We start from the raw sequence: 13,840 nt of genomic DNA, 5'->3' as shown, positions 1-13,840 counted from the left end.
TTTCTTTTAACATTAAGCCAAACTGGCTGTCTGACCCTTTCATCGCCTGATGTTGTCGCATATTGGTGTGACTGCCTGATGACAGCACAGGCAGCGATTGCCACATAACGCATCCTCAGATATACCTGACTGGCGCATAAACCGGAGAACGCCGTTAAATCATTATGACCATTATCCTGATGCGACATGGTAAACCTGACCACCCTTTTGCCGGACGTTTAAGCGCACAGGGGCTGGCAGACTGGTGTGAAGCCTATGATCTGTCACTGGTGAGCGATGGCCCGCCCGATCGCAGCATCAGCATCGCCAGAAAAGCGGCGGTTGTGGTCTGCAGTCCTCTGCCCCGCGCCCACTCTTCGCTGGAGCGCCTCGGACTGCATCCCCATCACGTTGATGCGCTGTTCAGTGAAGTCGGTATTCCTTTGCTCCGGGCTGATCGCATTCAGTTACCCACCTTTGTCTGGCAGGCCATCCTGCGCGCCATGTGGTTTTGTGGCTATGCCGGGGAGACCGAGTCGCTGCAGCATGCGCGCGCCCGCGCCTCGCGTGCCGCCGATCGGCTGATCGCCCTGTCGCAGCAGGGTACGGTTTTGTTGCTGGGGCACGGCATTATGAACAAGATGATTGCCCGTGAATTGCGTAAGCGAGGCTGGCAGGCGGAAAAACACGCCAGCAGCCGCCACTGGAGTTCGGCCATCTACCATCGCCCCTTTATTTAACCAATTTGAAAGTAGCTCAGCGTTTCGTAGCCAGCCCCCACCTCGGTTGTCGCAAGAACGGTTTTCTGTACCAGATCAATGACGCTCAGCGTCCGGTTATCATCATGGGTGATCAATAGCCGTTTCTTGTCCGGACTGAAACAGCCATCCAGCGGCTGGTGAGTCAGCGCTATATGCCCCAAAGGATTCAGTAATTCATCAAAAAGCGTGACGATGGGTTCCTGGTGCCCGATCGCCATCAGATACTCGCCATCCGGACTAAAGCGAACCTTCTGACAGGGCTGTTGATGGCCTGGAAGCGCCAGCCGCTGGCGGATTCGATGGCTCTGGCGATCGACGACATAGAGCAGCGGCACATCGGCGGCGCTGGCGATGAGATAGGGATGCCTGGGTGATGCAGTAAGGCCTGAAACCGGGCCGGGCATCAGGATGGTATCAATGACTCGCCCTTCCGCTTCGCACAGGTCGACGACGGTAATGGTGGCATCCTGCTCATTGTCGGTAAAGAGCTTGCGGCCGCTGGGCGAAAGCGTCAGGCGATGGGTATTATCAAGCGGAATGGGAATCGTCTTTTCAACGCGGTGGGTAAGGGGATCGATCACCACCACGACAGTAGGATTTTCGCAGCACAGATACACTTTGCCGTCGCGCCCTAACTGACCGCTGTGCGGCGCTTGTGACGGTGAGAGGTCGATATAGTCATTAATCGCCCGCTGTCGTAAATCAATGACCGCCACTTTATGGCCAGGATGAGGCGCATCGCCTTGCATATCGTCACCGTACAGAGGGAGAAAAGCCTTTTCCCAGGGCGCGAGCATCAAAAGCTCGTGCAGTCGCGTTGGGATAACGTCCACGGCCTGGCTGACGTCAAAGGTGTCAGGATCGAGAAACAGCGCCCGTCTGGTTTGCCTGTCAATCGCCAGTAATCCTCGAGATTCAAACGGCATGTCATCTCCTTTTCGTCTGTATAGCTAAAGCGTAGACAATGACTGTCAGGCTGCGCACATCTGTAAATTCATTAATCATGCTGAATATTTCACTTATCTCGATTCCGCACTGATGCTCATACTCGCGCACTGTTTATCGGTTTCATGACAGAAAAACGCCCCCTCTGTCGATATAAAGATATTGCCATAGCGGAATAAAACATTAGCGTAAATAAATATTTATTTTTATTTCAGGCGAATGCTTATTTCCGTTTTATCCTAAAGTTTCCATCAGGAATAGCGAATTGTTGAATTGTGTTCTATTAAATAAATGAGTCGCGGCCGCTCACGTCACGCTTGTGCACAGAAACTGTCGTGGCTCGCCATTGAACCATCACCAGGGAAATACAATAAAAATTGCGCAGCGCAGCATGTCTGCGTTTATGGCGGTTTATATACGGGATGACAGCTTAAGCCCTTATTTTGCCGACTGGCATAAACACTATAATCAAAATAACAGGTGAAACATGAATTCACACCGCCGTTCCTTGCATCATCTCTGGCGTCAATGGGAAAAACTTGCTTTCACCAGCCGCATGCTGTGGACGATTAAACAACACCGGGCCGTAAGCGCGCCTGAATACGATCCTACGCTGGAACAGGACGTGCTGCTGGAATCCGTACCTAAGACCCTGCCTGCCATTGCTAAAAAAGTCTGGCTGTACTGGCCCGGCGACCGGCTACCTGCTTCCGTTGCCCTTAACGCCAGTAAAATTTGCCGTGATAATCCGGATCATGAGATCCACCTGCTTACCCCTCAGACGCTGGGACAGTGGCTGCCGGATGTGCAATTTGTCTCTTCCGATCTGACTCCGCAGCTAAAAAGCGACATCATCCGGCTGGAGCTATTATTACGCTACGGTGGCATCAGCATAGACTGCAACACGTTGCTGTTCGAGGATCTTGCCTGGGTCCATCAGGCCCAAAGCGACCGCCCCATGGATGTGCTGGGATATTATCGTCAGCAAAACACGGTTAACCCACTCAGACCGATGATTGAAACCGGCTTTATCGCGGCGCCTGCTCAAAACCCCTTTATTCGTGAATGGCTGAAACAACTGGCCCCGGTAAAATACGTGGGGAGACAAAACTATCTGCTGGAGTTAATGAAACGCAGTGATTTCCCTGCAGTGCAACAGAATCTCAGCAACCCCGGTGACGAACTCACGGCGCTGGCACATCAGTTGGCTATGGATGAGCATCGTCGGGTTAATACCAGGTTACGTAAAGCGGAAGCCAGCGTCGGCTATTATCAGCAGGTGCATGCTGGCAGCAACGATGCCTGTGTGCGCTCTGTTCTGTTTCAGCAGCGTCCGCTCACGCCGCCGCCGGTCATCCGGCTCAGTGACAGTGCGCGCGCGCACCTCGATTTTAACCTGCGGTTACGCTTTTACAATCGTGCCAGCCTGGTCGGAGAAGCGATGCACGACAGCCCATCCTCTCCCGCCAGACTTTCAGCGCCGCAGGAACAACGCGCGTAATCCACCCCCTGCCCGGCCGTTTCATTAGAAATCGCCGGGCACTTCGCCCCTGTTTAACGTCGAATTGACTGTACTGTGAGTCTGCAGCCAAATCTGCGCAGAGATGTTGCAGCCTGATGACAGCCACTATAGATTGAGTCAAAAATCCATGGAATGTCCCCCTGTTGATAAGAGACATATTCATACGATAAGAGGATTTGACGTTGTCTGAATTCGTGTCAGTGATACTTTTTCTGACCGCGATTGCTGTTTATTCCTGTAAAGCAGGCCGAAGCAGAATCTGGTTTTCCCTCACCTTGTGCTTGTTAATGCTGTTCGTGCTGCTCAACGCCACGCTGTTCGCCAGTAATTATTTTACCGGCGACGGCATTACTGACGCTGTAGTGTATACCCTAACGAACAGCCTCACCGGTGCGGGCCTGAGTAAATACGTTGTGCCCGCCCTTGGGCTGGTCATCGTGCTGTTTTTACTGTTTTGTGCCCTGTCATGGCTGCTGCGCCGCCGTGAGCGGCCCTTTCATTCAGGCTGGAGCCTGGTGGCTTTTGCCTGTGCCGCAGGCGCGGTACAAACAACGCCAGCCTTTCAGCAAGTGAGTTCTCTCATTACCTCGCACTCACTGCGCGAAAACTCCGACTTTGCCACCGTCTATAAAGTCCCGAAAAAGCGCATTGCGCAGCCCGCACTTAACGTGGTGTATATTTATGCTGAAAGCCTGGAGCGGACCTACTTCGACCCGATTGCCTTCCCTGGGCTGGCTCCCGAACTCAGCCGGGAAAAAGAGCAAAGCATCGACTTCACCCAGACCGAGCAGCTTCCCGGCACGGATTACACCATTGCCGGTATGGTCGCATCGATGTGCGGTATCCCGCTTTTTGCCCCTTTCGACGGAAATGCTTCCGCCTCCCTTTCCAGTTTTTACCCACAGAACGTTTGCCTGGGCGATATTTTAAAAAATTCCGGTTATGAAAACTGGTTTATTCAGGGCGCTGACCTGCGCTTTGCGGGTAAAGATGTCTTTTTACGTTCTCACGGCTTTGACCCTGCGCGCCTGTACGGTTCACAGGAACTCAAAGACAAGGTTAGCGATCCCACCTACCGCAACAACTGGGGTTATTACGACGATACCGTGTTGGACGAGGTGTTTGAAACCTATGAGGCACTTTCGCGCCAGCAGAAACGTTTTGCGCTGTTTGCGCTCACGGTGGATACGCATCATCCTGATGGGTTTATTTCCCGAAGTTGCCAGCGCAAAAGTTACAGCTATGCGGGCAAGCCAAATCAGTCGTTCAGCGCCGTATCCTGCTCGCAGGAGCATATCGCACGCCTGATTGCCCGTATTAAGGCTTCACCCTGGTTTAAGAATACCGTGATTGTGGTGGCATCCGATCATCTGGCCATGAACAACACAGCGCATCCCTTTCTGATCAAGCGTCCTCGTCACGATCTGTTTATGGTGATCCGTGGCGATCAACCGCAGGCAGAAGTGATAGATATGAAACGCAGTACGCTGGATAACGGCGCGACGTTACTGGATATTCTGGGCGGCGACAATGCGATAGGTTTGGGACGTAGCAGCCTGTCCGCAGTGTCGTTGTCGAGCCAGTTTGAGGATATGAAAACCAAAGTGTTGAGCTGGAAAGCCGATATCATTCAGCTGTGGAACTTTCCCAAAAAGATCGACAGCATCACGCTGGATCAGACGAAAAACACGCTCAGCTTTTCCGGCGCCAGCTTTGCCTTGCCCATTCTGCTGCGGGTGACGGAGAAGCATGTAGAGCCACTGCCTGAGGGGGAATATTCGGCGCCTTTACGTTATCAGCTGGCCGACTTTACCTCGGCGGAAAAGTTTGTCTGGGTCGATCGCTGCTTTAAAATTGCCCGTATCTGGCAACCGGCGCTGGCCCTTTCCAGCGACTGGTGCCTGGCAATGGGCCAGCTCGCGGGCCATCCCTCCGTCATGCGTATGGATACCCCCCTGTGGAAAGGAAAGGTGCAGTTCCCGGCAGGCCCCCAGAACGATGCAAACTATCAACATGCCGTGGCGCAGCTGCGCATCGACGATAATGCGATTCGTTATGATGCCGACAGCTTTCTGTTCGCGGTTCCCGGCGCACCCGCAAGCGTGAAGCAGTTCAGCGGCCTTTCCCGTACGGAAAACTGGGGCCGCTGGTCAAACGCCAATCTTGCCCCGGAAGTGACCATAGAATTCGTTAACCCTTTGCCCGCCAGATTTGATCTGGTGATTACCGCTCGCGCCTATGGCCCAAATGCGCACCGACCCACAAGGGTGCAGGTAGGCGACACAAAACAGCCCCTGATGCTGGGAGAAGAAGCATCAACCCAGACGCTGCGTTTTGATAACACCCGCGGAAGCCATCGGTTAACGTTTACCCCACCAGAGCCGCAACTCAGCAATCTTAACAACATCGCAGGTCAGGACCCACGCAAACTCGGCATCGGTCTGATTACGTTAAAGGTTGTCCCCGTTCCCTGATGTTTATTCACGATGACGGTTAGCCCCCACCTTTTACACTGCCTGGTAAGCGGGCTGTGTAAAAGAGGCTAACTGACAACGTTTTTTTTGCGGCCCACCCCGCAAAAAGATGAAAACTACGCGTTTAACTAATTGATATAATGGAATTTATTTCGCAATATGTTTTTTATCTTCTGTGACCAGACCGGCTCTCCTGACATGATATTCAAATAACGTGATGAATCGGGAAGGCTCTTGAATGACACTCACCATGATGAATACACACAAAGCGTTTAAACGTTTACAGCGCGCAGGCATCAACGATCGCCAGGCAGAAGCGATGGTGGATATTTTTTCGGCATTAAAGCAGGACAATGCGCTGTCCCGTGCTGATGTCATGCAGGCTTTTCAGCGTCAGAATCAGCATATCTTTTCGCTAAGCACGCAACTGAAGAAAACGGAGTCGTGCCTCAGAACCGATGTGGATGAACTCAAGGCAGACGTCAGCGTACTCAAAACGGACGTTGCCGTGCTCAAGACCGATGTCAGCGTACTCAAAACCGACGTCGCTGAACTCAAAACGGATGTCAGCGTACTCAAGACCGACGTCGGGAGTTTAAAAAACGATATGCGTTGGGTACAGCGTCTGCTGATGATCATGACCACCACGTTGCTTATGGCGACCATTAAATATGTGCTTGCCTGAGACGTTACCCGCGCTTCAGGCCTTAACCTCGCAGAGTTTCCAGCTTTTCACGCTGTCGCCCGTCGGCTGTAAAGTTAGCCTCTGCCAGCCAGCGTTCCAGCCCATTTTTAACAGCTGGCCATTCACTGTCGATGATTGAGAACCAGCTTGTATCGCGCGTGCGGCCTTTATAAACGCGGGCCTGACGAAATTCACCTTCAAAGCGAAATCCCAGCCGAAGCGCGGCCCGACGCGAAGGCAGATTACAGCTGTCACATTTCCATTCATAACGCCGGTAGCCCAGTTGCTCAAAGGCATAACGCATCAGAAGAAAATGCGCTTCGGTCGCCATTCTTGTTTGCTTTAGCAATCGGGAAAAGGTGACATATCCCACTTCCATCACCCCATTTTGCGCATCAACACGCATCAGCGATAGCGTTCCGACGGCCTTACCGGTTTCAACATCAATGACGCTGAAATGCAACGGATCCTGACTCGCCTCCATCGTAGCAGCATGGGTGAGCCAGGCGGCTTCATCATTAAACGGCCCATCAGAAAGATAGGTCCAGTCACGGCCATCTTCTGCAAGCGACCAGGCCTGCCAGAGTGCTTCAGCATGCGAAGCCACGCTAAAGGGCTCCAGCCGGCAAACCTGACCTTGAAGCACCTCACGCTGAGGTAAGGGACGTGGCTGCCAGTCGGGCATGGATTGCCCTACAGGTTGACCATACTGATTGACGTGTTGCGACATCATGCCTTCTCCATTGCAGTGAATAAAAACACGTTGCCATGTTGCAAACACGTTGAGAAGTCATCACTGATAAAAAAGACAGAAATAGAAAACGGCCGCTTAACGCGGCCATTGAAAGAAGAGATAACTAACAAAGCGCCGCAGGACTACCCGCGGAAGAAGATATCGCCGGATTTACCCATAACGATCTTACCGGTGTCGTTAGTAATCAGAATGTAATTGGCATTGATATAAGCCCAGTGGGTATCTGGCTGAGGCGCAGGCAAATTACGTTTCTGCCACTCGGTGATGGTGTAAGTCTTGCTGCGGTACTTATCAGGCACGGTATCACCGATTTTATGCTCTTTATAATCAATGATAATGGTGCTGAGATCGTAATTTGGCTTGCCTGGATTGCCTGCTGACTGTGAAGGCGTTGTTGGGGTAATACCGTCGTTAGAGTCAGAACTCATCGGCGCCTGCGGCTGGGCAGGTGCTGCAGCACCGGGCTGCGCGTTGTTATCGCCAGGTTGAGCGGTTGGATTGGCCGGTTGAATCTGCGGCGGCGGTGGCACATTGTCGGTGGTTTCACCCGCAGCCTGAGCGGCGGGGATCAGGCTCAGCGAGCCGAACAGTAAACCAGCTGAAATAAAAGCAATTTGAGTCCTGCGCATAATAATTTCCACATTGAATTGATTTTAATAACAGTAGACTACTCTGAAGACAATCTAAACAGGGCTGCGGTTCCGTCACTCATAAAGGTAAGTGTAAGGAATCACGACTCATTCTGGACCCAACCTACACCTTACCTGTCTTTCTCTGCCAGGTTAAGCAACAATGTGATACCAAGATAGTTGCTCCAGTTAAACGCGTTTTGCAGTACCACGATGGCATTGCCTGCCTGCTTGTCAAAACCGATAAAAGCGGAATAACCACCAATATAGCCGACCTGGTAGGTAATGTTCCTTCCTGCCAGCCTGTCTGTTACCCAGGCGATATTCTGCGTCTGTGCGCCCTGCTGATACACGCCTTTATTGATCTCAGCAAAGGCACGATTACGCGCCGGATCGCTGCCCGCAGTGAGATGTGCGCGCAGATAGACGCTCAGATCCCGTGCGTTGCTGTAAAGACTGCCCGCCGCGACCATATTACGCTGGAAACGCCAGTCTGGGGTGAGTTCACCGCGCGGGATAAGCTTTGGCTGATCGCCAGCATGCCCTAACGCCCGTGTGGAAAAACCGCTTAAACGCTCAGGCACAAAGCTGGTGTTGCTCATTCCCAGCGGTCGGAAAATCCGTTGGTGGGCAAGCGTTTCAATATCACTATGGCAGCGTTCACGCAAAATATAGCCCAGCAGCGCATAGCCAAGGTTAGCGTATTGCGCTCCCCGCTGACGCGGCGCAGAAAAATCCGCCAGGTATTCCAGAACGTCATCACTATCCAGGTTGCCATAAAAGTTCTGACCGCTGCGCAGATAGCCCATAAACTGCATAAACATCGGCAAATCCATATCCTAACGCGGCAAACCCGAGGTATGGGTCACTAACTGTAATAGCGTGATTTGACGTGCATCCTGGCTCAATCTGACGTCAGAGGGCAACAAATCGGCCAGCGTGTCACTCCAGTGCAGTTGGCCTTCGTTAACCAACTCAATAATCACCTCTGCGGTTACGCCTTTACTCTGTGAGCCGAGCGCAAATAAGGTTTCAGGCGTAATCGGATAGCGATGCACGTCATCGGTGACACCTGCGCTGTAAAACAAGGTGGGATTAAGATGATGGATAATCGCGATACTGATGCCGGACACCTGTTTACGCTGCATATAATGGCGCACCAGATCGTCCAGGTTGTCATGAAAATCGCTGTGCGTCAGATAAAGCTTGTCGCCTGCTGGCGCAGAGGTCTGCGACAGCGTGCCGCAGGCAGCCAATAACAGCGCGCTTATCATCAGAACTGCACTGCGTCTAAACAGGTGGCCGCATCCGCTCAACAGTCGGTGTAACCTCTGGGGGTATACTCTTTTCTGGTCACGTCCTCGCGCCCATTTTATTGTTGTTATCAGGCACTGACGAACGTTCATATCAGCATCATGCCGGGGGATTATTCCGCTGTGCTTATATCGACACAGATTAGCCAAATCTTTATGCTTCTGGTCATCGTTTCCTACTGAAGGATGTCACCCCTGGCAGGACATACGTAAGGGAAACGAAGCAGGTTGGCGCCCGATAGCCACGATCGTGCAGAAAAACGCATTGCAGGCCGCGAAGAGTAACATAGCAGGCCTGGTAATGCCTCTGCTGAGTCCGCTCCCGACGACACTGCCATCAGCGCAATAAGCGTGTACACTGCGCGTTTTTACACGCAGTAAATTTTCTGCTGCACCAGACACGTTCGGAGATATCCCATGAAAGAAGGCCCGTTAAGCGAAAAAGAGCTGCAATGGCTCGAAGATATGCTGGAAAAATACGGTAGTGAAGCGTCGATTCTTGATGTTTCAGAACTGGATGGCCTGCTTACTGCCGTGCTTTCAGGTCCGACGACGGTAGAGCCAAGCCGCTGGCTGGTCGCGCTCTGGGGCGGCGAAAAGCATATTCCCAAATGGAGTAATGAGCGCGAAATGACGCGCTTTATGGAACTCAGTTTCCAGCACATGAATGACATTGCTGACCGCCTGTCTGAGTTTCCAGAACAGTTTGAACCCCTGTTTGGCGTGCGCGAAATGGAAGGTCTGGAATTTACCGTCGTTGAAGAGTGGTGCTACGGCTATATGCGCGGCGTGGCCTTAACCGACTGGTCTGCACTTCCTGCTGAACTCCAGGACTCACTGGACGCCATCGCCCTGCACGGCACAGAAGAGAATCTGGAAAAGGTTGATGCGCTGACGCCTGAAGAAATGGAAAGCAGCATTGATGCTATCCGCCCTGCCGCCCTGGCGCTTCATGATTACTGGATCTCACAGCCCGAAGCGATTCCTCAGGTGCAGCAGCCGGTCACTGCGGAAAAACAGCCGGGCCGCAACGATCCCTGCCCCTGCGGCAGCGGAAGAAAATACAAGCAGTGCTGCCTGCATTGATTGAAGAGGGAGCCCGGTCCACTGGCTCCCTTGTTTATTCTGCCACCGTTAACTTCACCACTCACGTCGGAAGAGCCCTATGGCTAACCTGCCGCTTCGCCCTCATTTCTTACAGAATGCTGGATCGCTACGTGCTCATGACCCAGACCAGCGCGTTACTGGCGATAAAACGGACCAGCAGAGCAATGGCAATAAGAAGCCTGTCACGGTGAATCCTGTTTTCCTCAGCCTGCAGAAGGGGGTGGCTTTTTTCGCGTTCCCGCAGCGCGAAACAGCCTATTCCCCCTCTTCTTTTTTAATCATATCGATGGCGACCACGTTATGTTTCATCGCCTCATTCAGCACCTGTACCGCCGAGGACGCATCGCGGTTTTTAATCGCCATAAAGACTTTGATGTGCGCCTCAACACTTTCAAGCGTAATGCCCAGTGAGCGATTCAGTTCTTCAAGATAATAGTAATAAATATCTTTGATTGACTTCATCACGTTGTAAAACACGCTGTTATGAGAAGCGCGGATAATCGCCAGATGAAATTCGTAATCCGCTTCCGAATATTTCTTATAATCGCCTTTATTAATAAGCATGTTATTGAGCGCCTGCTCCAGCAGGCCAATATCCTCTTCTGTGGCATGTTCCACTGCCAGCTCAACACATTTAAACTCGACGGTCTGGCGAAAAACCATCATGTCGTTAAAGGCTTCCCGGCTCAGATGCATTAACGGTCTGGCATTGTGATTAAGCATCTGTGGCGAAAAGTCTTCACACACGTAACTGCCGCTGCCCTGACGGGTAATCACGATACCCAGATCGCGCAGGCGCTGCACCGCGCTGCGTATACTGACTCTGCTGACATTAAAAGAGTGCGTCAGCTCCGCTTCAGAAGGTAAACGCGTGCCTGCGGACCAGCTACCGTCCAGTAGCTTCGCCTTAATTTGCTCGAACACTTCGTTAACGACGTTCTGTTTCTGAATGGATTTTATGCTCACAACACCTTCTCATATGATGTCCTACATGACGCCATTCTATCTTATCCTTTCCAGCAAAGTCCTGCGCTAACGCAGTGACAGACAGGGTTCAACCTTGCCTTACTCGCCGCTTCCTGCCCGGATCGAGGGGGCAACAGGATGACAACCATCCGGCACGCCGCCCGAGGCATCGGCCTCTGCGGTAAGATCCCGATCCACCACCTCTGGCATTATCAGTGAAGCCAGCAGGCCGATACAGGAATAGCCGATCAGCATGATCGCAATCGGATACCAGGTGCCCGTGAGCTGGCAGAAAATACCGGCCAGGAGCGGCCCTAAGCCAGTGGCAAACAGCCCACCGATCTCCTTAGAGATGGCCATTTGCGCGAAACGGTTTCTGGAACCAAACATCTCTGCCATAGTGATCCCTTCAATCGCCGCCTGGCCCAACACTGCGATATTGTGAATGACGATCAGGCAAACCATGATGGTACTCACCGCCTGCGCGTTATCGACGATGAGTGAAACCATCGGATAAGCCAGAATAATCGAGCCCAGCGTCAGAATGCGGTAAGGAATACGGCGCCCTATCCGGTCTGAGAGCCAGCCGATAAGTGGAATTGTCATAAATCCTATTACCGAGCTCACCATGATGGCATCGGTGGGAACCGCCTTATTGAACAACAGCGTCTGAACCATATAACCCGCCAGAAAGGTCTGGATGATGCCCGAGTTACCCGCCTGACCAAATCGCAGCCCGGTAGCAATCCAGAAGGCTTTGCCTTTGATTAACTGGAAAACAGACTGTGCCGGCTGATCGTGGGGCTTGACGGTGGCAGATTCGGCAACGTTTTCAAACACCGGACTTTCTTTCAGGTTGAAGCGCAGCCAGATAGCAAATCCCATCACGACGAAACTCGCCAGGAAAGGAATACGCCATGCCCAGGCAATGACTTCGTCATTGGTGAAGAAAAAGAACATAGCCGCCCAGATGGCGGTTGCACTTAACGTGCCGCAGTTGGTGCCCATGGCAACCAGCGAGGCAATAATGCCCTTTTTCCCTTTGGGCGCATATTCAGCCAGCATAGTGCTGGCACCCGATATTTCTGCACCGGCACCTAATCCCTGAATAATACGCAGCGCCACCAGCAGCAAGGGCGCTAAAATACCCACCTGCTGGTAAGTGGGTAATACGCCAATTAAGGTGGTACAAACGCCCATTAAGGCGATAGTGATAAACAGGACTTTTTTTCGGCCAACACGGTCGCCCATTTTCCCAAAAAAAACGGCGCCGACGATTCGCGCGATATAACCTGCACCGTAGGTTCCCATTGCCAGAATGAGCGCCATCGCACCCGACTGTTCGGGAAAAAAGACTTCATGAAAAACTAACGCCGCACCAAGAGAATAGAGCTGGAAATCCATAAATTCTAACGTTGTACCCAGCCATCCTGATACGGATGCCCGGACCAGATCAGAGGTATTACGTTCTGTGGTGTTGGTATTTAAATGACTCATGTTTTCACCCTGAGGTCGACGATGCGTTAACAGGCGACTAAATGACAGGCGAGTGCCGCTTACGCGGAGCGTGAGGATCTCTTCACCCGCGACAATCACCGATGTTTTAAGCCAGAGTAATAACTACAGGTTCTGAGATATTTTATGAAAACTGAACTAATACTTTTGAATGTTGTGTTTTATCACTGGCCGCCTTTAATGCCGCTTCAATATCGTGATAGGCATAATTGCCGGAAAGAATCGGACGCGGATCGATAATGCCTTTTTCCAGCCATTTCACCGCCACATCAAATTCATCGATAAAACGGAAGGAGCCTTTCCAGCTAATTTCTTTTACCAGCATCTGCGCTACCGGGAAATTAAGCGGACTTTTTCCCATCCCAATTTGAACCACAACGCCGCCAGGCCGCGTAACCAAAATACTGGATTCAATCGCTGCTTCGGCTCCGCTGGCTTCCAGCGTAACGTCGAAATATCCCCGATTTTCACCGTAGCGGGCAACGGCGGCACGATCGCTCGCATCCACTGCCGCATCAGCCCCCATTTCTACCGCAATGCGGCGGCAGCGCTCGCTCGGATCGAACGCCACGATCTCTGCCGCGCCGGAAGCGCTTGCGGCGGAAGCGCTTGCGGCGGCAATCGCTAAGGCGCCGATGGGGCCCGCGCCCATCACCAGCACCCTTTTCCCGACGATGCTGCCTGCCACGTTGAGCGCATGGATCACGACGGCGGTAGGCTCAGCAACGGCCATGACGCTGGCCGGAACCTGCTCATCATAAGCCACGCACTGCTTCGCAGGCACCACGACATATTGTGCAAATCCACCATTCACGTGCGGAGTGAACTGGGCGCTCCCCATAAAGCGCATGGTGGCGCAGGCATTCTGTTTACCTGCCCGACAATACTCACACTGACCACATGGCTGTGATGGATTAATCGCGACTTTTTGTCCCGGTTCTAACCCTGATGCTGTCGGCGCCTGGAAAATCCGCCCCACAAATTCGTGACCTATCACCAGTGGTTGCTTAATCACGGATAATCCGGCACGTCCTTCATGGTAATAATGAATATCCGAGCCGCAGATGCCGCCGCACTCCACTTGAACAACGACATCATCATCCGAATACTTCAGTTCGCGCTGCTCAACCGCGATCTCTTTTTTACCCTTTGCCACGCAGGCATGCGTCATTATGCTGTGCACATGTTTT

At 52.4% G+C, this 13,840-nt stretch carries 11 protein-coding genes and 1 pseudogene; 5 read left to right on the top strand and 7 right to left on the bottom strand.

The window, feature by feature from the left end:
- Positions 1–164 precede the first annotated feature (164 nt).
- Positions 165–719: a histidine phosphatase family protein gene (locus NYE92_RS18020; protein WP_014595273.1), complete on the top strand. Its 555-nt coding sequence runs from the start codon at positions 165–167 to the stop codon at positions 717–719.
- Here the strand turns inward: NYE92_RS18020 and NYE92_RS18015 are convergent.
- On the bottom strand, positions 716–1,666 hold the full coding sequence (locus tag NYE92_RS18015; protein WP_014595272.1) for a YncE family protein: 951 nt from the start codon (positions 1,664–1,666) through the stop codon (positions 716–718). The two genes, NYE92_RS18020 and NYE92_RS18015, sit on opposite strands and share 4 nt — an antisense overlap.
- Positions 1,667–2,172: 506 nt before the next feature.
- Between NYE92_RS18015 and NYE92_RS18010 the strand changes: the two genes are divergently transcribed.
- The 3 genes from NYE92_RS18010 to NYE92_RS18000 all read left to right on the top strand — a co-directional run bounded on the left by NYE92_RS18010 (position 2,173) and on the right by NYE92_RS18000 (position 6,366).
- Positions 2,173–3,186 carry a glycosyltransferase family 32 protein gene (locus NYE92_RS18010; RefSeq protein ID WP_013024498.1) on the top strand — a complete coding sequence of 338 codons (1,014 nt, stop codon included), beginning with the start codon at positions 2,173–2,175 and terminating at the stop codon, positions 3,184–3,186.
- A gap of 203 nt (positions 3,187–3,389) precedes the next feature.
- Positions 3,390–5,681, top strand: coding sequence for a phosphatidylglycerol--membrane-oligosaccharide glycerophosphotransferase (opgB, locus tag NYE92_RS18005; protein WP_210450015.1), 2,292 nt, complete (start codon positions 3,390–3,392; stop codon positions 5,679–5,681).
- Positions 5,682–5,931: 250 nt separating this feature from the next.
- The gene (locus NYE92_RS18000) at positions 5,932–6,366 is read left to right on the top strand and encodes a coiled-coil domain-containing protein (protein WP_230957789.1); all 435 of its coding nucleotides are present in this window, start codon (positions 5,932–5,934) and stop codon (positions 6,364–6,366) included.
- Positions 6,367–6,388: 22 nt separating this feature from the next.
- Here the strand turns inward: NYE92_RS18000 and NYE92_RS17995 are convergent, their stop codons facing one another.
- The 3 genes and pseudogenes from NYE92_RS17995 to NYE92_RS17985 all read right to left on the bottom strand — a co-directional run bounded on the left by NYE92_RS17995 (position 6,389) and on the right by NYE92_RS17985 (position 9,023).
- Positions 6,389–7,096: a GNAT family N-acetyltransferase gene (locus NYE92_RS17995; protein ID WP_024472367.1), complete on the bottom strand. Its 708-nt coding sequence runs from the start codon at positions 7,094–7,096 to the stop codon at positions 6,389–6,391.
- Between the two features lie 146 nt (positions 7,097–7,242).
- On the bottom strand, positions 7,243–7,749 hold the full coding sequence (locus NYE92_RS17990; RefSeq protein WP_014595268.1) for an RcnB family protein: 507 nt from the start codon (positions 7,747–7,749) through the stop codon (positions 7,243–7,245).
- Between the two features lie 131 nt (positions 7,750–7,880).
- Positions 7,881–9,023 (bottom strand): annotated as a pseudogene (locus tag NYE92_RS17985) (serine hydrolase domain-containing protein).
- Between the two features lie 456 nt (positions 9,024–9,479).
- On the opposite strand from NYE92_RS17985, the gene NYE92_RS17980 reads away from it, so the two are divergent.
- Entirely contained in the window at positions 9,480–10,148 is a 669-nt protein-coding gene (locus NYE92_RS17980) for a YecA family protein (protein ID WP_014606658.1), read from the top strand.
- 276 nt (positions 10,149–10,424) lie between these two features.
- Here NYE92_RS17980 and NYE92_RS17975 read toward each other — a convergent pair whose 3' ends face one another.
- The 3 genes from NYE92_RS17975 to idnD form a co-directional block, all read right to left on the bottom strand.
- On the bottom strand, positions 10,425–11,135 hold the full coding sequence (locus NYE92_RS17975) for a FadR/GntR family transcriptional regulator (RefSeq protein ID WP_013024491.1): 711 nt from the start codon (positions 11,133–11,135) through the stop codon (positions 10,425–10,427).
- A 99-nt stretch (positions 11,136–11,234) separates the two neighbouring features.
- Positions 11,235–12,632 (bottom strand): MFS transporter, encoded by a 1,398-nt coding sequence (locus tag NYE92_RS17970; RefSeq protein ID WP_026021058.1) that lies wholly within the window; start codon positions 12,630–12,632, stop codon positions 11,235–11,237.
- A gap of 142 nt (positions 12,633–12,774) precedes the next feature.
- Positions 12,775–13,821 (bottom strand): L-idonate 5-dehydrogenase, encoded by a 1,047-nt coding sequence (idnD, locus tag NYE92_RS17965; protein ID WP_259019510.1) that lies wholly within the window; start codon positions 13,819–13,821, stop codon positions 12,775–12,777.
- Positions 13,822–13,840 lie beyond the last annotated feature (19 nt).

Source organism: Pantoea sp. B566 (genome assembly GCF_024793925.1).
Classification (GTDB): domain Bacteria; phylum Pseudomonadota; class Gammaproteobacteria; order Enterobacterales; family Enterobacteriaceae; genus Pantoea; species Pantoea ananatis.
Note: the sequence above shows the minus strand (reverse complement) of the source record. Positions and strands in the feature narration are given on the sequence as shown.